Origin of the sequence: Paenibacillus tuaregi (assembly GCF_900086655.1) — a bacterium.
GTDB classification, from domain to species: Bacteria; Bacillota; Bacilli; order Paenibacillales; family Paenibacillaceae; genus Fontibacillus; species Fontibacillus tuaregi.
Genome location: NZ_LT575476.1, coordinates 2,999,570 through 3,021,665, shown reverse-complemented (window position 1 = coordinate 3,021,665; position 22,096 = coordinate 2,999,570). Strand labels below are relative to the sequence as shown.

Annotated in this window: 18 protein-coding genes; 13 read left to right on the top strand and 5 right to left on the bottom strand. The window is 46.1% G+C overall.

All coding sequences use genetic code 11. The annotated features are described in order from the left end of the window. Positions 1-31: 31 nt before the first annotated feature. From BN6628_RS13665 to BN6628_RS13655, 3 genes are all read right to left on the bottom strand, one after another. Positions 32-352: a hypothetical protein gene (locus tag BN6628_RS13665; protein WP_068618289.1), complete on the bottom strand. Its 321-nt coding sequence runs from the start codon at positions 350-352 to the stop codon at positions 32-34. A gap of 207 nt (positions 353-559) precedes the next feature. Next, positions 560-1,678: an alanine dehydrogenase gene (gene ald, locus BN6628_RS13660; protein ID WP_068618287.1), complete on the bottom strand. Its 1,119-nt coding sequence runs from the start codon at positions 1,676-1,678 to the stop codon at positions 560-562. A 121-nt stretch (positions 1,679-1,799) separates the two neighbouring features. Next, positions 1,800-3,446: a PucR family transcriptional regulator gene (locus tag BN6628_RS13655; protein WP_235847643.1), complete on the bottom strand. Its 1,647-nt coding sequence runs from the start codon at positions 3,444-3,446 to the stop codon at positions 1,800-1,802. 270 nt (positions 3,447-3,716) lie between these two features. On the opposite strand from BN6628_RS13655, the gene BN6628_RS13650 reads away from it, so the two are divergent. From BN6628_RS13650 to BN6628_RS13625, 6 genes are all read left to right on the top strand, one after another. Further along, positions 3,717-4,652 (top strand): ArsR/SmtB family transcription factor, encoded by a 936-nt coding sequence (locus tag BN6628_RS13650; RefSeq protein ID WP_068618283.1) that lies wholly within the window; start codon positions 3,717-3,719, stop codon positions 4,650-4,652. Positions 4,653-4,840: 188 nt separating this feature from the next. Next, positions 4,841-6,172 (top strand): ABC transporter substrate-binding protein, encoded by a 1,332-nt coding sequence (locus BN6628_RS13645; RefSeq protein WP_068618281.1) that lies wholly within the window; start codon positions 4,841-4,843, stop codon positions 6,170-6,172. An 81-nt stretch (positions 6,173-6,253) separates the two neighbouring features. Further along, positions 6,254-7,135, top strand: a complete 882-nt coding sequence (locus BN6628_RS13640; protein ID WP_068618279.1) for a carbohydrate ABC transporter permease — start codon at positions 6,254-6,256, stop codon at positions 7,133-7,135. A gap of 2 nt (positions 7,136-7,137) precedes the next feature. Continuing rightward, a complete protein-coding gene (locus tag BN6628_RS13635; RefSeq protein ID WP_068618277.1) occupies positions 7,138-7,944 on the top strand; it encodes a carbohydrate ABC transporter permease in 807 nt (268 codons plus the stop codon). A 27-nt stretch (positions 7,945-7,971) separates the two neighbouring features. Then, positions 7,972-9,735, top strand: a complete 1,764-nt coding sequence (locus tag BN6628_RS13630) for a glycoside hydrolase family 2 protein (protein WP_068618274.1) — start codon at positions 7,972-7,974, stop codon at positions 9,733-9,735. Between the two features lie 189 nt (positions 9,736-9,924). Then, on the top strand, positions 9,925-12,336 hold the full coding sequence (locus BN6628_RS13625; RefSeq protein WP_068618272.1) for an S-layer homology domain-containing protein: 2,412 nt from the start codon (positions 9,925-9,927) through the stop codon (positions 12,334-12,336). A 138-nt stretch (positions 12,337-12,474) separates the two neighbouring features. Here BN6628_RS13625 and BN6628_RS13620 read toward each other — a convergent pair whose 3' ends face one another. After that, positions 12,475-13,662 carry a hypothetical protein gene (locus BN6628_RS13620; protein WP_068618270.1) on the bottom strand — a complete coding sequence of 396 codons (1,188 nt, stop codon included), beginning with the start codon at positions 13,660-13,662 and terminating at the stop codon, positions 12,475-12,477. Between the two features lie 223 nt (positions 13,663-13,885). Here BN6628_RS13620 and BN6628_RS13615 point away from each other — a divergent pair, with 223 nt between their 5' ends. From BN6628_RS13615 to BN6628_RS13605, 3 genes are all read left to right on the top strand, one after another. Next, on the top strand, positions 13,886-14,422 hold the full coding sequence (locus BN6628_RS13615) for a GNAT family N-acetyltransferase (RefSeq protein ID WP_068618268.1): 537 nt from the start codon (positions 13,886-13,888) through the stop codon (positions 14,420-14,422). Between the two features lie 209 nt (positions 14,423-14,631). After that, entirely contained in the window at positions 14,632-16,149 is a 1,518-nt protein-coding gene (locus BN6628_RS13610) for a malate:quinone oxidoreductase (RefSeq protein ID WP_262363170.1), read from the top strand. A gap of 212 nt (positions 16,150-16,361) precedes the next feature. Continuing rightward, the gene (locus BN6628_RS13605) at positions 16,362-16,685 is read left to right on the top strand and encodes a hypothetical protein (RefSeq protein WP_068618264.1); all 324 of its coding nucleotides are present in this window, start codon (positions 16,362-16,364) and stop codon (positions 16,683-16,685) included. A gap of 66 nt (positions 16,686-16,751) precedes the next feature. Here BN6628_RS13605 and BN6628_RS26685 read toward each other — a convergent pair whose 3' ends face one another. Then, positions 16,752-16,847, bottom strand: a complete 96-nt coding sequence (locus BN6628_RS26685; RefSeq protein WP_213620348.1) for a YjcZ family sporulation protein — start codon at positions 16,845-16,847, stop codon at positions 16,752-16,754. 321 nt (positions 16,848-17,168) lie between these two features. On the opposite strand from BN6628_RS26685, the gene BN6628_RS13600 reads away from it, so the two are divergent. The 4 genes from BN6628_RS13600 to BN6628_RS13585 all read left to right on the top strand — a co-directional run bounded on the left by BN6628_RS13600 (position 17,169) and on the right by BN6628_RS13585 (position 22,068). Continuing rightward, entirely contained in the window at positions 17,169-18,605 is a 1,437-nt protein-coding gene (locus BN6628_RS13600) for an N-acetylmuramoyl-L-alanine amidase (RefSeq protein ID WP_068618262.1), read from the top strand. A gap of 120 nt (positions 18,606-18,725) precedes the next feature. Continuing rightward, complete coding sequence (locus BN6628_RS13595) at positions 18,726-19,430, top strand: response regulator transcription factor (RefSeq protein WP_068618260.1); 705 nt, start codon at positions 18,726-18,728, stop codon at positions 19,428-19,430. Continuing rightward, a complete protein-coding gene (locus BN6628_RS13590) occupies positions 19,427-20,881 on the top strand; it encodes a HAMP domain-containing sensor histidine kinase (RefSeq protein WP_068618258.1) in 1,455 nt (484 codons plus the stop codon). The genes BN6628_RS13595 and BN6628_RS13590 overlap by 4 nt, the downstream gene beginning before the upstream one ends. After that, a complete protein-coding gene (locus BN6628_RS13585) occupies positions 20,878-22,068 on the top strand; it encodes an LPS-assembly lipoprotein LptE (RefSeq protein WP_068618256.1) in 1,191 nt (396 codons plus the stop codon). Before BN6628_RS13590 ends, BN6628_RS13585 begins: the two co-directional genes overlap by 4 nt. Positions 22,069-22,096: the final 28 nt, after the last annotated feature.

Below are 22,096 nucleotides of genomic sequence, written 5' to 3'. Positions count from 1 at the left end.
AAAGCCTCGAATCCGAGGCTTTTTGTGTGTACTATTGGAACCCATAATGCAGATTGGAGACAGTGATAGCCTGTCCGCCAATAATAATCTTGTAAGTGCCGTATGGTAAGTTCGGAATTGAAGCATTGATCGTTCCACTTCCGCCAGCAGAGGTAAAGATCTTGTCGTATACTTCTTGTCCATATTGGTTGCTAACATAAACTTCTGCGTACGTCGAACCTGAGAAATTCGCCGAAATCACTAACTGGCCTTGACCTGTAGCCTGTACACTTGTAGCAGCCGATGCGGATAGAGGTACAACAATAAATAGGGCGAAACAGAGGAACAACATGGCTAAAACTCTACTCTTCATTATTACACATCCTTTACCATAATTTAGGGCACATCATCAAATTAGCACATTAATGTAAAGGTGTAAACGGATAAAATTGTCAACTGAATTTAACCTGCAGCGATGGGTGCAGCATACGCCTTCGGAGCCTTTTCGCGAGCACAACCGGACTCTTAAACAAAATCAGGGGTCGTCTTTAGTGACGACCCCGTTCCTTTTAAATACACTTTATTGGTTCAGCAAATCATAAACATCTTTATATTCGTAGCCATGAGCCTCGGCAACCGCTTTGTACGATACATAACCGCCTACAACATTGATTCCTTTGGCTATCGCTTTGTTGTCCAACGCGGCACGCGCGTACCCCTTGTTGGCTATCTGAAGCCCATAGGGTGTGGTTACGTTGGTAAGTGCCAAGGTGGAAGTGCGTGCAACAGCACCCGGTATGTTCGCCACCGCATAATGGATCACGTCATGCTTTACATAGGTCGGATTATCGTGTGTGGTAATCCGGTCAATGGTTTCAATAGAACCCCCTTGATCAATAGCAACATCAACGATTACGGAGCCAGGACTCATGGATTTCACCATTTCTTCCGTTACCAGTCGTGGAGCGCGGGCACCAGGAATTAATACGGCACCTACAACCAGGTCGGCATTCCGGACAACTTCGGCAATATTATAAGGATTGGACATTACGGTTTTGACCCGTCCGTTGAATTGGTCGTCCAAGTGACGCAAGCGATCCGGGTTAAGGTCAACGATGCTAACATCCGCCCCAAGGCCGGCAGCCATTTTAGCTGCATTCGTGCCCACGATGCCTCCGCCGATTACGGCTACTTTCGCCGGCTCCACACCAGGAACACCGCTTAGCAGAATTCCTTTGCCGCCATGAGCCTTTTCCAGGAAATGTACCCCGATCTGAATGGACATTCGTCCAGCCACTTCACTCATAGGCGTGAGCAGGGGAAGACTGCCATTATCAAGCTGTATCGTTTCATATGCAATTGCGGTTACTTTCTTCTCCACAAGCGCTTGGGTCAGTTCCTTCTCGGGAGCAAGGTGAAGGTAAGTGTACAAAATCAAACCTTCGCGGAAGAAGCTATATTCCTCCGGGAGAGGCTCTTTAACCTTGACAACCATCTCGGCGGACCATACTTCAGCCGCATGATCTTTTATTTTGGCACCTGCTTTGGCGAAATCCTCATCCATATATCCGATCCCGGCGCCAGCCCCGGTCTCAACCCAGACCTCATGGCCAGCATGGGTGTAAGACAGCACGGAGCTTGGTGTCATGCCCACTCGGTACTCGTTGTTTTTGATTTCCTTTGGAACGCCTATAATCATGGTAAATCTTCCTCTCTTGACAGGTCCCCTATGGGTAGCGTGCCTGGATTTAAATTTAATTATAGACCTCGTAAAGGTGATCTCCACTGGACAATTTGTAAGGAAAGCTGTCAGTTAATTTTTACATTGACAATTCAGGATGAAGCAGTTGATAAGCGCGTATGGCCACTTGGAGGGCCAACCGGTTCTCTGGAGACATGTAATCTTGGCCGAGCAATTCTTCGATTTTCTCCAGACGGTAGTATAAGGATTGCCTTACGACAAAAAGCTGCTGCGCGGCGATCTGCTTGGAGCCGTCACAATCCAGGTAGACTTTTAACGTTCTCAGGAGCTGGCTGCCCCTTTTCTTATCATAATCAAGGATTGGGCCGAGGTATCTATCAATGAACACATGCATAATTTGTTTGTCTGTAATGTTAAACAGCAGTTGAAAAACTCCAAGCTCGTCAAAAAACAGGACATCCTGGTGCAGTGTGGGTGACAGGGAGATGGCCTGAATCGCTTCTTGATAGCTGACATAAGCCTGCATAAATCCTTTGTAAGCCTGCCCTATGCCAATGGTCAGCCTCATATCCTCATCTGATTTCAACTCCTGGATCAATTGAAAGGCATGCCGCAGTCTCAGCTTGGCAGATTTGCCGCCGACTCTGTCAAATATCATGACAACCAGCCTGTTATTCTGCAAGGTGATCAACGGATGAAAGGCATACTGCTCAAATATGGAGCGAACGCCAAGGGACAGATGGATACCGTCCGTTTCTATACCGGAGGTTTCCGAAATTTTGCGGGTATCCTGTTCCAGGCCAAAATCAATTAGACATACATAACAATTCAGCTCATTCAGTATGCCGAAATCCGTTCCAATTAATACTTTAATCTGTTCTTCCTCACGAATTCGCAGATGGAGCAGATCGTCCACCCATAACGTTTGGGAGTAGAGCTTGCGTTCTTCCATATATCTTTTGCGAAGTATATCCTGAGCGATGGACAGTGAAGCCGAGTCGAGAATCAGATATTCAAATTCCTGGGGCTTGCGGTCTAGAAGAATGACGAGATGCGCCCACGTCTTACCAAGAGCACCGACCGGCTGGGCAATCAGAGTTCTCTCATTCCATTCCTTTAGGAGAGGAGAGAATGAATCCCGGGCTTCCTTTTCTAGGAGATTCTTTAACGTTTCCAGCCACTCTTTGGCTTCACTGCGTTCCATTTGCGGCACGAAAGTGGGACTGCCATCCGACGGCAAGTAGATGACCTGTGATTTAATGCTGCTATGAAGCAGTTGAAGCACCTGGGAAACGCCTTGAGAAGTAAGGGTCATCCGGTGAAACTCACGGGATACTTTCTCCAATCCCCTAAGCACCTGATGGTGCTGATTGATCAGATAAGAATGAATGTCCTGGGTAATATCAATAAACCGGACAGACTGGGGAAAAATAATTAAAGGGAGCTCGTGCTCCTCCGCGAGCGTAATCCATTCTTCGAGAACTGAGTTCACATAGTGGCCCATTTCGATACATAAGCAGGATACATTCCGCTTGATGAGCTGGTTCATATACAGCTGAAATAACCCGATATCCTTCTTGAATGCTGCTCCGGTGGTCAATATCATTTCTTCCCCCTGCAGGAGTTCCTCAAAGTCTATGACTTCAATGATATGAACCCAGCGGACCGGGCGATTCAAGCCCTTCTCGCCGGCGGCAATGTAGGCATGCTTAAAATGATGCCTCTCTAAAACTTCCTTAACGGTTAATTGATAATTAGGATTCAATATATTCCTCATCTCTTTTCGCGCTAAAAAGTGAAGGTTGAATTTGAGCCTAGTCTAGTATACCGCAAAATGGAAATTTGCTGACTGGATAATCATGATTTCATAAATGGTATCGGATTTTTGTTTTATTACAAATATCTTGCTTGTTCAGGCTAAAAAGGGTTACACTTTTTTGTAGGATTAATCAAACAAAACTTCGATTCTGCGTATGCTGCTCCAGGCTTAAGCTGCGGCCATCTGCATCAGGCAGGATAAGAAGGAGAGGTAGAGATGCTTGATTTAAGTGTGAAGGACCCTGATAAATTAGTTGCGGTTGCGCATGCGCTGTCTACGCGGGCCCGGGTTGATATGCTCCGATTGCTTAATACGAGAAGCATGAATATTATTGAGATTGCGGAAGAATTACAGCTGCCTGTATCGACAGTAGCGAATAATGTCAAGATACTAGAGGCTGCCCAGCTTCTAACCACTGAGTTACTGCCTGCGGTTCGTGGGGCTATGAAGGTATGTACCCGGACCTACGATGATATTCATATGAACCTGAACCCTTCCATTCAGTCTAATAAAGCTCCTTACGGATTGTATGAGATTGAACTTCCGATCGGTCACTACAGCACCTGTGAGGTTTACCCAACCTGTGGCATGGCTAACTCGGACGAGATGCTTATCCGCGAGGACGAACCTGCCAGCTTCTATCATCCGAAGCATATCAGCGCTCAAATCATCTGGTTCCGTCAAGGTTATCTGGAATATTTGCTGCCGCTTGAGCTTCCAGAGCAAGTGAAGATCAAATCACTGGAATTCTCCATGGAGATTTGTTCGGAGGCTCCTAATTATGATAATGATTGGCCCTCAGACATATCGGTGTGGGTCAATGGGGTGGAGATTGGAATGTGGACCAGTCCTGGAGATTTCGGAGACCGCAGAGGGAAGCTAAATCCTTCATGGTGGTTGGATTGGACAACCCAGTATGGCCTTCTCAAAACCTGGAGGGTAGAAGAGGACAGAACCACGCTGGACATGAAGAAAATTTCGGATGTGGGTATTAACGACCTTAAATTAGAAACGCAACCCTATTTGAAATTGCGCATCGGTGTTGACCCTTCTGCTGTGCACAAAGGTGGGGTTAATCTATTTGGCAGAGAATTCGGAGATTATGAGCAGGATATTAAAATGAGAATTCAATATGATCCAATATCGGAATGAATGGACAGGACTTTGTTACATCAATCATGTAACAAAGTCTTTTTTTATTAATTAGTTACAATTATTTTAAATGAATGCGTTGACATTTGGTGAAATCACCATTAATATACCCGTATAAGAACAAAAAATATGTAATAAAACAATTTATTTGTTCTTAAAATACTTTACTTAGAAACTGGGGGGTACACATGAGAAGGAAATTCAGTACATTGATTGGTGCGCTATTCTTGTTATCACTTATCCTTAGTGCTTGTGGCAGCAGTGACAATTCTTCGAAAGACTCCGGTGGTACATCAAGCAACAAAACAAATGAAACCGCTTCAACCGGAAGCGGAGAGAAAGTAAACTTGTCGTTCTGGACCCTGTTTGACGGCGGTGACGGTGACAATATGCAGGCGCTGGTGGACAAATTCAACCAAGAACACCCGAATATCCAAGTGAAAAACACAAAGCTGGTATGGGCTGAATACTACACGAAGCTTATTACCGCAGTTGGAGCAGGCAATGGTCCTGATATCGGAATTTCCCACATTTCCCGGCTACCTGACTTAATCAATCAAGGTGTTGCTACCGAACTGGACGAAGCTGCGAAGGAAGCAGGGGTTGACTGGAGCACATTTAATCAGAATATTCTGGATGCTTCCGTCTACGATACCAAGCATTATGCAATTCCTATAGATACACATCCCTTCATTATGTATTACAACAAAGCTCTTCTGAAGACAGCCGGGCTTCTGGGTGAGGACGGCAAGCCGATCATTGAGCAATCGGCTGACGGATTCATCAAATTTCTGACCACGCTCAAAGAAAAGCTGCCAAAAGGCAAATACCCTTTTGCACTCTCCAACACGAATGACGATCCTTTCCGGTTATGGTGGGCACTGTATTCCCAGCAAGGGGGCAATGATGTTGTGTCCGATGATCTGAAGTCGCCGGAAATCGATACGGCCAAGGCGGTCAAGGCGGCCGATTATATCAAGGACCTATATCATAAATACAACTTCATCAAGCTAAATGATCCGGATTTCTACAAAACATTCCAGAGCGGGAATGCTGCCATCATGATGACTGGAGTATGGGCTACAGGGACTTGGGAGAAGACAAAAGGTCTTGAGTTCGGAGCAATGCCGATCCCTAAAATTTATGATCAACAAGCAACGTGGGGGGATGCTCATACGATCATCCTGCCAACAACCACCAATGAAGACCCTGAGAAACGCAAAGCTGCACTCATCTTCGCGAATTGGATCGCCGACAACGGGCAAATCTGGGCCAAAGCTGGCCACATTCCAGCCAAACCCGCAGTGTTCGACAAACCGGAATTCAAAGAAATGCCTTACCGCAGTGACTATGTCTCTGTAGCAAGTACAGTTAAATTCCCGAAACATTCGGATAAGAACTGGCAGATTCGTGATAATGCGATGTTCAAATATCTGAATGAAATTTGGTCCAATAAGATGTCAAGCACCGATGCTTTTGGTAAGATCCAGACCGAAATTACGAAGATTCTAAGCGAGTAATCAAGCTTTGACTTTCGTTTCAGGCGGCTTGTGAGAACCTGCTCCAAGCCGGCCTGAAGCACGAAACGAGGTGAAGTAAGCATGAAAAAACTTCGGATAGATATGCAGGCGCTCCTGTTTCTGCTGCCTTTTCTTATTGTATATGTACTCTTTACGATATGGCCTATGATCAAAGGTATTGAAATGAGCTTTTACAAGTGGACCTTGATCAAAAAGCTGAAATATGTCGGTTTTGACAACTTTAAGCGAATGTTTCAAGACGACCAATTCTGGGCAGCCGTCTGGCATTCAACCATATTTGTATTTTTGACAACACCAACGATGATCGCTTTGGCTATTGGGCTGGCACTGATAGCTAACCGGAAATCCCGGCTGCAGAAGCTGTATCGCAGCGCCTTTTTTCTCCCAAGCATCTTGTCGGTCTCCGTGGCATCCTATCTAGGACTGTTCATGTTCCAGCCGTATACGGGATTCATTAACGGATTTCTTCACGCACTGGGGATTCTGCCGGAAGGCAAAGAAGTGTTCTGGTTGACTGAGCCTTCTCTTGCCTGGATTGCTATCGCTGCACTAACGCTCTGGTGGACGGTTGGCTTTAATTTCATCCTGTATTTATCTGCTATGCAAGAAATCCCGGACGATATGTACGAAGCGGCTTCACTAGATGGGGCAACCCGGGGTCAGATGTTTTGGAGAATCACCCTACCTATGTTGAATCCGATCACCCGCACCATACTGATGCTGCAGATTATTGCTTCCTACAAGGTGTTCCTGCAAATATACATCATTACAGGCGGCGGTCCACTGGATTCGACAAGACCGATTATCCAGTATATCTATCAGACCGGCTTCCGTAAGAATGATCTCGGTTATGCGGCAACGATGTCATACATGCTGTTTGCGATCCTGCTCGTTCTCTCGATTATTCAATATGTAATTAGCAATCGGAAGGAGGCAGTCTAAGGATGAAATGGGTATATCGAATAATTTCACTGGCCGCTGCCTTCGTGTTCCTTATTCCGTTAGTCTGGATGATTGTGGTCTCTGTTAAGGAGGAGGGGATGAAGGTGTCGGGTACGGTTGATTGGTTCACTCCTCCGTATTCCTTCGCGGTTTATTCCCAAATCATCGGTGGAACCAAACTGCTGCAATGGGTATGGAACAGCTTTTTTGTAGCGGGAGTCGTTACAATCTTAACTGTACTAATCGCGGCAATGGCAGGTTATGCGATGTCTAAGATCAGGTTCCGCTTCAGATCCGTCATGTTCTTTGTCATACTTGCCGGTCTGTTAATTCCAGGTGAGGGCATTATTATTCCACTGTATCAGGTTGCCAAAGACATGCATTTGCTGAATTCGTATCAGGGGCTGATTTTCACCGTGTTGGCCTCTCCGATGGCTGTTATTGTACTTAAAAGCTTTTTCGATGGAATTCCGAACGATTTGATTGAAAGCGTGCAAATTGACGGGGGAGGGACCTGGCGGATCTTCCTGACCATTATGCTTCCGCTTACCCGTCCAGCACTGGCATCTATGGCTATTCTGACCTTTATTGGCTCGTGGAACAATTTCCTGTGGCCATTTCTATCCATCACGAACGATAAGTTCTTCACACTGCCGATGGGAATTCCGACCTTGATGAGTCAGTATTCAGAAGATTATGTAAAGCCTATGGTAATCAACACGCTATCCTCCATTCCAATTATTATCTTGTTCCTCATCTTCGAGCGTCAAATTATTAAGGGTATCAGCTTGTCCGGCATTAAAGGATGAGTGGTATATATAAAGGAGTAGAGAAGAATGACAGTAACAAAGCGTAACGAGTATCCACGCCCACAATTTGTTCGTAAAGAATGGATGAGCTTGAATGGGGAGTGGGATTTTGAATTTGATGATGATTCCGTGGGGGAGAAGGAAGGCTGGTATCGAGGAGGTCATGATTTCTCCCGGCAAATTCAAGTCCCCTTCTGCTATCAGAGCCAGTTAAGCGGCATAGGAGACACCTCGTTTCATGACATTGTCTGGTACCGCAAGAACTTCTCGATACCAGAAGAATATGCGGGAAGACGACTGATTCTGCATTTCGGGGCCGTGGATTATGAGGCCAAAGTATGGGTGAATGGATGCCTGGTTGCGGTCCATGAGGGCGGTCACACCCCATTTCATGCGGATATTACGGATGTCCTCGTGGAGGGGGATAATACCGTTATAGTGAAGGCAGTAGATTACAGCCAGGACTTTACGCTCCCGCGTGGCAAGCAGTATTGGGAAGAGGAGTCCATGGGCATATTCTATACACGTACAACAGGGATATGGCAGACGGTATGGCTGGAACCCGTAAGTGAGACTCATCTGAAGCGTATCCGGCTTACGCCAGATATTGATACCAATGAGATCGCCTTACAAGCTTTTATTCAAGGTCCCTTATCTGAAGGGAAGATTCAGCTGAAATCGGTGATTCGGTTTGCCGGTGAGCTTGTGTCTGAAGATATTTTCTCCGTATCCGGCAATAACGAATTCCGCAGGATTAGACTGCAGGATTTCAATGATCATCACCTTGGCCGCTGGTGGTCACCGGAAAAGCCAAATCTGTATGACATTGAGCTTACTTTGCTTGTTAACGGCCAGGCCGTAGATACCGCCTCAAGTTATTTCGGCATGCGCAAAATTTCCGTTGAGGACGGCGTTGTTCTGCTTAATAACCGGCCTTATTATATGAAGCTAGTTCTTGACCAGGGGTATTTCCCTGAGGGGATATTGACCGCTCCTTCAGATGAGGATCTGCGCAGAGATGTTGAGCTGACTAAGGAAATGGGCTTTAATGGAGCGCGCAAGCATCAGAAAATTGAAGATCCAAGGTATCTATATTGGGCCGATAAGCTGGGACTGTTGGTTTGGGGGGAAATGGCCAATGCTTATAAATTTACAGAGAATTATGCTGGTCAGATTACACGGGAGTGGATACAGGTCATAGAACGCGATTACAACCACCCTAGTATTGTGGCGTGGGTCCCGCTTAATGAGAGCTGGGGTGTCACTGACATTTTGATTGATAAAGCACAGCAGCAGCATGCGCTTGCCCTTTACCATACGACTAAATCGCTGGATACTACCCGCCTTGTAATATCTAATGATGGCTGGGAACTCGTCAAGACGGACCTGGTTACGATACACGATTATGAATGGCGGCGTGATGTACTGGAGGATCGTTATTCTTCTGTAGACAAGACTCTTTCCGCACGCCCCGGGAATCGATGGATTCTGGTTCCTGGTTTCCCTTATGAAGGCCAGCCGATTCTGCTCACCGAGTTCGGGGGAATATCGTTCAAGAAGGGCAGTCTTCAGGAAGGATGGGGCTACTCCGGAGCTTCCAGTGATGAAGACTTTATTAAACGCCTGGCGGATGTTGTGCTTCCAGCTCTAAGCTCGCCAGTGCTGCAAGGGATCTGTTATACCCAACTGACAGATGTGGAGCAGGAGATTAACGGACTTCTTACTTATGACCGCAAGCCGAAGATTCCTCTTGAAATCATCCGGAAAATTAATGAAGGGCAGCAGCCTTAAAAATAAACAGAACGTCAAGATCCTTGATTATGAAGGGCTTGACGTTTTTTGTTATTAGGAAGGGGCGTATTCATATAAAAATGATGTGATATAGACTAATTATGGAACCACTATCACTTAAGTCTTGGTAGCCTCTATAGGATTTAATAGACTATACTAAGTGGAGGTAGATTGAAGGAGGAATTTGGGATGAAATACATACTGAAAAGAACATCATTCATTGTTGGGGTCACACTGACCCTACAAGCCGGAATGGGGAGCTTCGATACGTCAACAGCCTTAGCAGCCGGTTCTACTCAAAGTCCTACAGTGATTACAGCCATTGGATCGGCTGCCTTCACGGCTGGCAATAACACGAGCCCGGTCCCCGTCACTATTGACTCCAGCTTGACGATTACAGATCCAGACAGTATTACACTTGAAAGCGCAACGGTCGCCATCACGGGGAATTTTCGATTAGGGGAAGACGTTCTGCGTTTCATTAATAACGGGGCAACCATGGGGAATATAGTAGGAAGCTATAATACCGCTACTGGCGTGCTCACATTGACATCTATAGGTGCTACAGCTACCTTGTCCGAGTGGCAAAGCGCCTTACGCTCTGTAGCGTATACTAATGTGGCCATTACGCCAAATACTTCGCCTCGTACGATTAGTTTCAGCGCATATGATGGCACGAATAACAGCAACAGTGCAGCGAGAGCAGTTACTGTGACCGCTGTGAATCAGACGCCAATCGTGACCACGAGCGGTGGTCCAGCGACTTTTACAGCTGGCCCCGCCGCGACTCCAGTCGCTATCGACAGCGTTCTGATAGTAACGGATTCGGACAATACAACCCTGTCCAGCGCCACGGTCTCCCTTACGGGCAATTTTCATTCAGGGCAAGATGTCCTGGGTTTCAGCAATGATGGGACAACGATGGGAAATATAGTAGGAAGCTATAATAGCGGCACTGGCGTACTGACATTAACCTCTTCAGGTGCAACAGCCACCTTATCCCAATGGCAAGGCGCCTTGCGCTCTGTAACTTATAGCAATACGTCGATCGCCCCGAATACGTTAACCCGTACAATTAGTTTCAGCGTAAGTGATGGTACGAATAGCAGTAACGGTGCAACGAAGACCGTAGACGTAACCTTGGGCACGGTAAACCAAGCTCCCAGCGTGGCAGCAAGCGGTGGCTCTACCACATTTACAGCTGAGGATGATACAGCTTCAATTCCTGTCGCGGTTGACCCTGGATTAACAGTCGCAGATCCGGACAGCCCGGTTCTGAAAAGCGGAGTTGTCACGATCACAGGCAATTTTCATTCCGGTGAAGATGGACTTGCATTTACCAATGACGGAGTGACAATGGGGAATATTTCGGGCACTTACGACCAAGGCACTGGTGTATTAACCTTAACCTCACCGGATACATCAGCCACATTAGCCCAGTGGCAGAGCGCCTTACGTTCAGTTGTTTATACCAATAAGGCAGCGGCTCCTCATACGGCAGCCCGCACAATCAGCTTCTACGTCAATGACGGGGTCGCTGATAGCGGCAGCGTATCGAAGAACGTTACAATCAAGGCGCTTAAGAGCATTACCGCGAAACCGCAAACCGTAAGTGTTCAAGCAGGTCAGACCGCCTCAGTTGCGATTTCCGCTCTTTATTCGGAAGGACCGGAAACGGATGTGACCTCCAAGGTGAAGTGGACTGTTCAGTCACCGGAATTGGCCAGTATTTCAAACGGGACTATAACGGGTCTTAAAGCAGGGACTACGGTCATTACCGCAGTGTACGGGACTCAATCTGTAGGAATTAACCTTACGGTAACTCCTAAACCAATCGTCGAAAATCCGAACCCAGGCTCAAATCCGACCCCAAATCCGAATCCTGTGCCGCCTTCATCGTCTTCGGATAACCCAATTCCTGTGAAGCCGCCAGCTGCACCGGACCCGGTAGTCCTGCCTTCGAAGAAGCCTTCTGCTTTCAGCAATTTGGTTGATCTGGACCGTCTGAAGGATGCTGTTCAAAAAGCCTTGGAGTCCGGGAAGTCTACCGGTTTCAAGGATACAGCATCGCACTGGGCTAACAATGATATTGCGCTAGCCTCCAGGCTTGGCATAGTAAATGGTTATGGTAATGGAACCTTTAAGCCGGATGCGCCGGTTACCAGAGCAGAGATCAGCGCGCTTGTTGTCAAAGCATTTGCTCTGGAGCAAGGAAGTGGTGTGAATACATATCCGGATATTAAGAACTCATGGGCGAGGGAGTTTATTGAGGTTCTTGCTTCAAAGGGTATCCTGAGTAGCTATCCCGATGGAAAATTCCGTGCGGATGAGCAGATCAACCGGGCTGAGATGGTTTCGATCCTGTCGAAGATTGTAACCCTTCAGGATGACAAATCAGCTCTTGGGAACAGGTTCATTGACGTAGCCCCTGAGTATTGGGACAGCAAAAATATTGAAGGTGCCGCAGCTGCTGGATTAATTCAAGGGGTGGGCGTTAACCGCTTCCTGCCAAATGGCCGCCTCACTCGGGCGGAAGCCATCACGGTGATCATTCGTATGTTGAAACAAGATCCCGTTATCAAGGGCTTGCTTCAGTCCTAATTCAGGAGTAAGCCGACTCAACAGAACTCAGGTTTTTTATACAAAAAAGCCTCCGGCCCCCCCCATAAGTTCATCTTAAAGATGGACCGATGGGGTTGTATGCCGAAGGCGGCTTCTTAACCGAAGCGGGAAATCAAGTTATGGGAGATAAATCCAGTAAGATTCATCACGGTCAGTAGATGAAATGACATTTTTCAAGAAATAAATCTTGCCCCCATGCAGACAAGTCTGATCGGAGAGGCCAGCAAGTTCACCTGGATATGCTGTGCTTGTGCCGTTATTGGTCAAAAATCTGTAATTACCCCATTTCGCAGGTGTGCTCCAGCCTACGTGGAAAGGTGTCGTCTGCGGGGTTTGTTTGGGTTGACCAATCGTTGTCAGACGTTTTACTTTCATCCCGTCCAGATTCTTAACATTCGGGTAATTCACGACATATAGTTCGCTGTTGCCAATCAGATAACGAAGCTTAAGATAAGGCTCGTTGGTCTTGTAGTATACCTTATATCCAGAAACCGTCTGGCCTGCGGTATATGGTTTGCTTGTGTCATACCAATAGCCAATGTCACTGCTTCCGGGACCTTTCTCTTTCGTGGCACCTGTTGAAGGGGTTCCGTGGAATAATGGGAACCATGCGGTTGGATATTGACCAACTGAGGATGAAGCTGTACCAAAGCCTACCTCTGCATAGCCTCCACCAACACCGTCAAATCCAGTATAGAGATATCCTGCCTCACCGTATTTATTTGCTGTTGCAATATCATAGGCGGGGAAAGTGATATCATCTGCGACTGCTCCCGTATAGCTTTTGCTGGCTGAGCTTGCTGGGGTAGTCAAACGGTGAAACGCTCCATCCCCTGATACATTATTCTGAAGATGTATTCCTCCGCCCGGAAGATTAGGGGTGGCTTGAATGGAGACGTCATGGTTAGATGTAAATAACGAATTTCTTTCAGAAGACCCGTCAGTATCTTTCTTCTCTTCAAAAACAAAATCCTTGGTTATGTCTCCACGTTCGGAGTTCTCTGCAGAGACGAATGCTCCATCACTATCGAAATTGACAATAGTCACTTCCGCATTCTGCAGCTTTTCGATATTGTCCTTAAGGGCAGGATCCTGAATGCTATCCAATGAAGCTGTCAAGCCGTTGGCATTTAACGATTGTCTAAGACCCGAAGGCACGTTATGCAGTGCCAACTCGTCCTGGATTGCTTCTTGGATATAGGCACTGAACTTATCGTTCTTGGGCGCTTCAGCATGAGCACTATAGAGCGGCGCAATACTCATAACTAGCAGTGACGATAAGAGAATCTTGGTTTTATTAAACATATAAAACAAGCCTCCCATTCATGTAATGTTAGTTGTCTGCATTTCATGAGGTTATATGAAAGCTGGCCAGCTATTCATAGCAAAAACAGGAATACTTTAGAAATATATGTAAATATTTACCTTGTACAAGTTATTCTAGTAATTAATAACATATTTGTCAATTGGATTTTGCGATTTATAACAAAGTTAATAAATTCCTGAATGCAAGGGGGAGTTGATTTATATGTTTCCGCTATTAGAAACTAAGAGATTAATCCTAAGAGAGTTGACTGAGGACGATGCAAAGGACATCTTCTCTTGTTTCTCCAATAAACAGGTAACACGTTATTATGGCCAGGACACTTTGCGGAACGTGAAGCAGGCCAAAGACTTGGTTGAGTTTTTTGATGATAATTACAAAGCAAAAAGAGGGATACGCTGGGGGATTGAGAGGAAGGAAGCCAAGGGAATCATCGGTACCATTGGATTTAATGCTTGGTCTACCAAACATAAACGGGCCGAAATAGGCTATGAAATTCATCCGGACTACTGGAGGCAAGGTTATGCTTCTGAGGCGGTGTCCAGAATTATAACGTATGGCTTTGATAATATGGGTCTGACCCGCATTGGTGCTGTTGTGTTCCCTGACAATACGGCCTCCAGTACTTTACTGGCAAAAATGGGCTTTCAAAAAGAAGGGGTTCTTAGGAACTATATGTATCAAGCTGGCATAGCCTATGATACGGATGTTTATGCATTGCTCCAAGAATGTCAAAATTAAAAATATCCTTATTTAGACGATTTTCGCACTTTTTCTACCCGTGCTAAATCGTTTATAATTATTAGATAGTAGTAGATATTTTAATCCATTAATAATTATAATAGACTATGTAAGGTTACCATTCAGATAGACAAGAGGTGTCCTAAGTGGCGGCTTGCTTGTTATTACACCCGGGCAGGAACGTCATCTCTTTTTTTGCAAATACAGGGATAAGGAAGGTTGTCATGAGCAATTTACAGAAACAAACAGACGTTATCTTAATTGGGGCCGGAGCCATGAGCGCAACTTTGGGAGCATTATTGAAAGAGCTGGCACCGGAATGGGAAATCAAAGTATTTGAGAAGCTTGCAAGCGCCGGGGAAGAGAGCTCTAACGAATGGAATAACGCGGGTACGGGGCATGCTGCACTGTGCGAGCTTAACTATACAACCGAAAAACCTGATGGATCCATAGATATTAGCAAAGCTATAAAAATTAATGAACAGTTCCAGATTTCAAGACAGTTCTGGGCTTATCTTGTGAACAGCAACCTGATCCAGAGTCCGCAGGACTTTATTATGCCGATCCCTCACATGAGCTTGGTTCAAGGGGACAAGAATGTGGCTTTTCTAAAGAAAAGATTTGAAGCGCTATCAAATAATCCGCTGTTTCAAGGAATGGAATTTTCCGACGATCCAGATAAACTGGCGGAGTGGATTCCGCTTATTATGGAAGGTCGTACATCGGATGAACCTATTGCTGCGACAAAAATCGACTCTGGGACGGACGTTAACTTTGGTGCTTTAACGCGCATGCTGTTTGATCACCTGCAAAGCAAAGGCGTACAGGTACACTATAAGCATAGTGTTAAGAATATTAAGCGCAGCAGCGAGGGCGGATGGCAAGTTAAAGTGCAAAATATCGATAGCGGCACAACCGAGTACCATACTGCGAAATTCGTCTTTATCGGTGGTGGGGGCGGAAGCCTGCCTTTGCTTCAGAAGACCGGCATTCCCGAATCCAAACATATCGGGGGATTCCCGGTAAGCGGATTGTTCATGGTGTGCAAGAACCCGGAAGTTATAGCTCAGCACCACGCCAAGGTATACGGTAAGGCTAAGGTGGGGGCTCCTCCGATGTCTGTACCACATTTGGATACCAGATATATTGATCATAAGAAGTCACTGTTGTTCGGGCCGTTCGCCGGTTTCTCACCCAAGTTCCTGAAGACAGGCTCTAATTTTGATTTGATTGGTTCTGTTAAACCGAATAATCTACTGACCATGTTGGCGGCTGGAGTAAAAGAAATGAGCCTAACCAAATACTTGATCCAGCAGGTTCTGCTCTCGAATGAGAAACGGTTAGAGGAACTGCGCGAGTTCATCCCGACGGCCAAGCTTGAGGATTGGGATATCGTGGTAGCAGGCCAGCGTGTGCAGGTTATCAAAGATACAGAGACAGGCGGGAAAGGTACTCTTCAGTTTGGTACGGAGGTTGTTAGTGCCGCTGATGGCTCGATCGCCGCTCTTCTGGGAGCCTCCCCAGGGGCTTCTACTGCCGTTCATGTCATGCTTGAGGTGTTAGAGAAGTGCTTCCCGCAGCATATGAATGAATGGAAGCCTAAGATCAAGGAAATGATTCCGTCTTATGGCGTGCATTTAGCGCAGAACGCGGAGTTATTCCAGGAAATTCATAACGCTACAGCACAGTCACTCGGCTTAATCAAGAAAGAGCCGGTCTTTAATTAATTCAAAAATGAAGAATTAGTGGTCTCTACTTCATAGCAAGTTATAAATTAGCGCGTCAAGAGCCTTTGATTATTACCTGATCAAAGGCTTTTTTGTGCTTCATATTCACTTGGATGTGATCCTTCACCATCCTGCGCAATTACACCACCAGCTAGGCTCCTGCATACGATGACATTGTAGTTGAATTGAAACATCGGAAGCGGGGGAGCGACGTGAGTATTCAAATGCCAGGGTACCATCAACAAGTGTTGTATCAAGCCGATCCAAATGTAGTTCATAATCTGAGGCTTATGCGGGACAGAGTGCATCATATCTGCAGACAGCATATGAATCAAATCGTTCGAATTGAGACGATGGATGGTCAAGTGCTGGTGGGAAGGATTATGAATTGTGATAAGGGGATAATGTACCTGGCTGTATCTAAGCAAGGGGGATATCGTGCGTTCTTTGGAAGTCCTTTCTCGAGTCCAAGCGATGAGCTGATATTGACACTTGTTCTTTATGAATTGCTTGTGATCACGCTGCTGTACACCTGAATCAAAAGCAAGAGCCTCAGGAAATCCTGGGGCTCTTGCTTTTCGATATTTACAATGAGGACAAACTTAGAACGTTCTCAGCACAATTACCAGCAAGATGTAAAGCACCAAAATCACCGCTGTGGAAGTGAAAAATGCTCCGTAACCTACATTACCACTCATTTATATTCCCTCCCTTAACGTTTTCTACACTCACTATATGCCTCATGGATGATCATGGATTGGTCATTTAACCAGTTCTCGTTTTTTAGGAAGATTTTTTTTGTAAATGCAAAAAAAAACGTTGAAAAAAACCTGCCATATAAAATGAACTTTAGAATTAACCGCTCTCAGCGGAGAGACCGAGTGATTCTGAAGAAGCGGAGCGTCCGAATAATTCAACCAATTTAAATTGTACACATCTTGGTGACATCTTGGTGAAATGACCGTCACATTCATACATTATATTTCTTCTCAGAAGTCGTTCATTCATGAGGAGGAGCTATGATCAGTCGTAATAAACGAAGAAAGTCTATCAAAGGCATTTATATTCTGCTCATACTATTTATTGTTTTGTTAGGACTCAAATTAACTTGGCACAACGATTCCTTAACAGGGAAGCTGATCTCTAATCTTGCGGAGAGAAAAGAGACAGCTATGACGGTATCCCCACCGAAAATTGTAAATAAAACGAAATACCGGATCGTTGTTGATGCTGGCCATGGGGGCAAAGATCCGGGAGCGCCTGGAGCCAGCGGGGGCCATGAGAAGATCTTTAACTTGGCTCTTGCCCAGCGGGTATATCAGCTGCTGAAAGAGGAACAGATGTTCGAGCCCCGAATGACCCGAACGGAGGATCAGTTTGTTGAATTGCAGGATCGTGCAGCTATTGCCAATGATTGGAATGCGGATGCACTGATTTCGATCCATGCCAACACGTACAAAGACCCAAAGATATCCGGGACGGAAACTTTGTATCGCCATAGTGACAGCATCCCCTTGGCAGAGATGATTCAGGAGCAGGTGTCTAAAGCGTTAGGTTTTCCGGACCGCGGGATTAAGATGGAACAGCTCAAAGTCTTGTCGTTATCAAAGATGCCGGCGGTTGTGGCAGAGATAGGGTACATTACCAATCCGGAAGAGGAGGCCATATTGCTGTCAAACAAGGGACAAGATTTGGCGGCTCAAGCTATTGTGGATGGGTTAAAGAATTATTTTGGGCAAAACGGTTCCCTTAACCCGCCCAAAACTGAAGAGTCAAGGCAGATTCCGTCACCTCCTGCCCTGAACCAAAATCAATATAAAATTGAAAATAAAGTATATTTCGACGGTTCAGCAAAAGACGGGAAACAGGTAGCCTTAACGTTTGACGACGGTCCTGATACCATTGCAACCCCTAAAATCCTCGACATCTTAAAAGAAAACAAGATCAAGGCAACCTTTTTTATCCTGGGAAACCGGGCCAAATCCCATCCTGAGCTGATCCGTCGCATCGTAGACGAGGGGCATGCAATCGGCAATCATTCCTGGTCCCATCCTAATTTTGACAAGACTCCTATGAATGAAGCCATGAAGGAGATCGAGGACACACAAGACGTGATTGAAGACGCAGCCGGAGTTCGTCCTATTCTGTTTCGTGCTCCCTATGGGGCGCTGCCAAAGGATAAATTAAATGCGATCAACAAAATGAATATAGCGGTAATAGGATGGACTGTAGACACGTTGGATTGGACGGGGGTGTCTTCGAACAAAATTTTGAGCCTGGTCCACAAGCAGTTAAGGCCGGGTGGCATCGTGTTGCAGCATTCGGCCAACGGAAAAAAACATATGGCCAACACGATTGAGGCGCTTCAGCAGATGATTCCTGAGCTTAAGGAAAAAGGGTATAGCTTCGTTACGGTCCCGCAGCTTCTGCATCTGCCTGATTCGCAGTCGCAGTAGAGAAGGAACGGGAGATCAAGTCCTGGAACGAACGCTTAACTATTCATGTTTTTTGCTTCTACTATGTGATAAAATCGACTCGAATACAGGCTAAATAACGAATAAGGAACGGAGAACTTCATGACGAAGACGAAAATTCTCATCATTGAGGATGAGGAGCCAATTGCCGATCTGCTTGCTTACGGACTAGCGGCGGAAGGTTTTGAGACCTGGACCGCGTCAAGCGGGGCGCAAGGCATAAGCAGGCTGGAGGAATTTAAGCCGGACCTGCTTCTGCTGGATTGGATGCTCCCGGATCAGAGCGGGCTTGATATATGCAAAAAGGTTACCGCAAACTACAATATCCCCATTGTTATGATCACCGCCAAGTCTGACATTACGGACAAAGTTCTCGGGTTAGAATTTGGTGCAGACGACTATATAACCAAGCCGTTCGACCTGCGCGAAGTTATCGCCCGAATCCGTACTATTCTCCGCAGAGTGGATCAAGCTAACACAGATGAGCGGAGGGACGATAAGGAGAATATCATCCGGTTTAAAGACATCGAAATTGTGGCTGAGGAACGGCTGGTGAGGAAAGGCGGTAATCTGGTTGAATTGACACCCAAAGAATTTGATCTCCTCATGACGTTATGGCGGCATAAGGGTAAGATCTTTACCCGCTCAGAGCTGCTTGATTTCGTATGGGGGTATGATTTCGTCGGTGATACTCGGACGGTAGATACCCATATTCAGCGGCTCCGTAAAAAGCTTGACGCAGGTGGCCTAATCACGACCGTATTTGGAATTGGATACAAATTCGAGAAACAGGCGGAAGAAAGATGATTCGGACGATCAGAGCCAAATTTATTGTAGGTTTTTTTCTCATCTTTTCCCTTTCATTTCTGGTGCTCAACCAGACGGTTAAGGAAGTCATCCGGACAAGTAACCAAAGAATTGTTACTTCGGATTTGACTGGGCTCAAAAACAACAGCAACGTCTATGTACGCCAAGCCTTCCTGATCAATCATTTTACGAATAACAAGCTATATTTCGGCCAAATGGCTGAGGAGATGGTGAATGACCTGAACCATGCCACCGGAAGCAGTGTCAGTGCTTATACGGTGGATGGTGTTTTGTTGTTTTCCTCTGACAAGTTGAAGTTCACCGGGCGGGGGGACGACGATCTCAAACAGGCGATCGCTGGCCGCACCGCGTACAACATCACTTATGATGGTGACCAAGGTGCGGTTCTATTCTCTTATCCGGTTGTCATAGATGGCACGAAGGTAGGCATTTTGCGTTTTGCGAAAGACTTTTCCTTACTCTATGAACAGAGCAAAAGAATATCGGAGATCATCTTCTATATCGCATTAGCGGTCTTTGCCGCGGCATTTCTGTTCTCTTATATTCTGTCCAGACATATCACAGTACCGCTGGTCAAGCTGACCCGGGCTTCCACTGAGGTGAAGAACGGAAATTTAGATGTGCGCATCCATTTCCGCCGGAAAGATGAAATCGGCCGTCTAGCCGTTAATTTCAACGATATGATCAATCGGATTAGCCGCCAGATTTCAACTATTGAGAGCGACCGGGACCGGCTCAAGGAGTTGAATGAACAGGAAAAGCGGTTCTTCGACAATGTGACGCATGAGCTGAAGACGCCATTGACTTCCATTCTAGGCTATGCGGAAATAATCCGGCAGAAAGGGGAAGCTGACCGCGTTTTTTTTGAAAAAGGTATGAATCATATCGTACAGGAGAGTAGACGGCTGCACACTATGGTGCTGAAGCTGCTGGAAGTATCCCGCAGTTCTTCAAATTTTGGCGAGTTTGAGAAGGTGGATTCGGGCCAAATTTTGCATGAAGTTTGTGATTCGATGTCCTTCCGGGCCAAGCGCTACAAGAAGCGGATCGTCTGTGAGGTGGAGGAACATCTGTATGTGAACGGACAAGCGGATCGGCTGCGTCAGCTTTTTATTAATCTCTTTGATAATGCGATCAAATATAGCTCGCCGCAATCCGTGACCTCTGCGAAGGCAGAGCTTCACTCAGGACTCGTGCGCTTTACTTTCACTAATCCGGGCGATCCGGTACCACCTGACCAGATGGAGAAGTTGTTTCAGCCGTTTCATTCGGCAAGCCGTAGGTTGATGGAAGAAGGCAGTGTCGGTCTTGGTCTGAGCATCGCCAAATCAATTGTCGATGACCATGGCGGGAGCATCCGGTTGGTTAGCCAGGAGGGGCAGTTTAAGGTTTACGTGGAGTTACCTTTTCAGAAGGAGGAGGAGTCATGATACGCAAACGGCTTGCCATATTGCTGGTGTTAATTTCTATTATATTCCTCCTCTCTGGATGCGGTTGGGGACCGAAGTCAGAGACAATTGTTATTCCTGGTACTGAAGATGAGCATCTTGCCGATTCTGGCAGCAAGCCGTTTAAAGTGAAAACTATTTATCGCCTCCCGGTAACAGATACAGCTCAATTACTCGGTTGGATGGATTCGGAATCTGTTGTCGGTCTATTTCGGGAGGGGATTGTCACAACCAGGGATATGCCGGATAGCTTGCAGCGGCTTGCGCCTCCTTATAAACAAGTCGAAAAAATGCAAAACATGGACAATGACCTTGGGTATTTAAAGTTGTCTCCAAACGGAAAATATATTATCGGGTTTAAAAAAGCGCGTGATGGCATAGTAGTTAAGTTGATTTCACTTTCTAATGGAAGTGAGAATAATATAGCTACCTTAGTACCCTCTGAGGAGCAGCTCTTGACCAAGCTGGAGTGGTCGGATAACAGCAGATACATCTCCTATCTTGTTGCAACAGACACTGACACTGCCCAGGGCAGATCTAGTAAGACAGAAACCAAATATCCCCCAGTCAAATTGGCCGTATATGACACCATGGCTGGTCAAATTAAACATTATCTTCTTAAAGGCCGTCAATTCACATACAGCGTTTCCGGGGCGAAAATATCGGATGATGGGCAAAGCGTTTTGATAAACTGTGGTCCGAGTGAGCTGAATACCAGCATTGCGATGGGGACAATAGACGGTACAAGTGTTGAAATTCAATACGAGCATCAGATGGATTCCGAGCAGATGACTTGGATGAACAAAGATCAGTTTGTATTTCTCGGAACCGAGGGAGTGCTGTATGAATACGACCGGCGGAATAAGGCCCTTACCGTCCTGCTGGAGAGGGTCCTCAGCTTCCAATTATCGCAGGACAGGAAGTATATTGCCTACTCCCAGAAAGACAACGACTCAGTCTCCATCTTTGCAGGAAAGCTTCAAGGTAACAATGTCCTGTACAAAGAATCGGTATATCAAGGTGTCTCTCCGGCAGAAATGTATTGGAGCCTGCAAAATAACAGCCTTCTGGTAATAGGACGAAAAATGTACTCAGCTACCAAGCAGTCCGTGAAATCAGCTCCAATTCCTGACTCGTCTAATCAGCCTTTTATCATTAAGTTTCAATAGTTCGTTCGGATCAATACAAATATCCTCT

Coding starts and splice junctions, on each gene's coding strand:
- BN6628_RS13665 (WP_068618289.1), bottom strand. CDS start 352: ATGAAGAGTAGAGTTTTAGCCATGTTGTTCCTCTGTTTCGCCCTATTT.
- ald (WP_068618287.1), bottom strand. CDS start 1,678: ATGATTATAGGCGTTCCAAAGGAAATCAAAAACAACGAGTACCGAGTG.
- BN6628_RS13650 (WP_068618283.1), top strand. CDS start 3,717: ATGCTTGATTTAAGTGTGAAGGACCCTGATAAATTAGTTGCGGTTGCG.
- BN6628_RS13645 (WP_068618281.1), top strand. CDS start 4,841: ATGAGAAGGAAATTCAGTACATTGATTGGTGCGCTATTCTTGTTATCA.
- BN6628_RS13640 (WP_068618279.1), top strand. CDS start 6,254: ATGAAAAAACTTCGGATAGATATGCAGGCGCTCCTGTTTCTGCTGCCT.
- BN6628_RS13635 (WP_068618277.1), top strand. CDS start 7,138: ATGAAATGGGTATATCGAATAATTTCACTGGCCGCTGCCTTCGTGTTC.
- BN6628_RS13630 (WP_068618274.1), top strand. CDS start 7,972: ATGACAGTAACAAAGCGTAACGAGTATCCACGCCCACAATTTGTTCGT.
- BN6628_RS13625 (WP_068618272.1), top strand. CDS start 9,925: ATGAAATACATACTGAAAAGAACATCATTCATTGTTGGGGTCACACTG.
- BN6628_RS13620 (WP_068618270.1), bottom strand. CDS start 13,662: ATGTTTAATAAAACCAAGATTCTCTTATCGTCACTGCTAGTTATGAGT.
- BN6628_RS13615 (WP_068618268.1), top strand. CDS start 13,886: ATGTTTCCGCTATTAGAAACTAAGAGATTAATCCTAAGAGAGTTGACT.
- BN6628_RS26685 (WP_213620348.1), bottom strand. CDS start 16,847: ATGAGTGGTAATGTAGGTTACGGAGCATTTTTCACTTCCACAGCGGTG.
- BN6628_RS13600 (WP_068618262.1), top strand. CDS start 17,169: ATGATCAGTCGTAATAAACGAAGAAAGTCTATCAAAGGCATTTATATT.
- BN6628_RS13595 (WP_068618260.1), top strand. CDS start 18,726: ATGACGAAGACGAAAATTCTCATCATTGAGGATGAGGAGCCAATTGCC.
- BN6628_RS13590 (WP_068618258.1), top strand. CDS start 19,427: ATGATTCGGACGATCAGAGCCAAATTTATTGTAGGTTTTTTTCTCATC.
- BN6628_RS13585 (WP_068618256.1), top strand. CDS start 20,878: ATGATACGCAAACGGCTTGCCATATTGCTGGTGTTAATTTCTATTATA.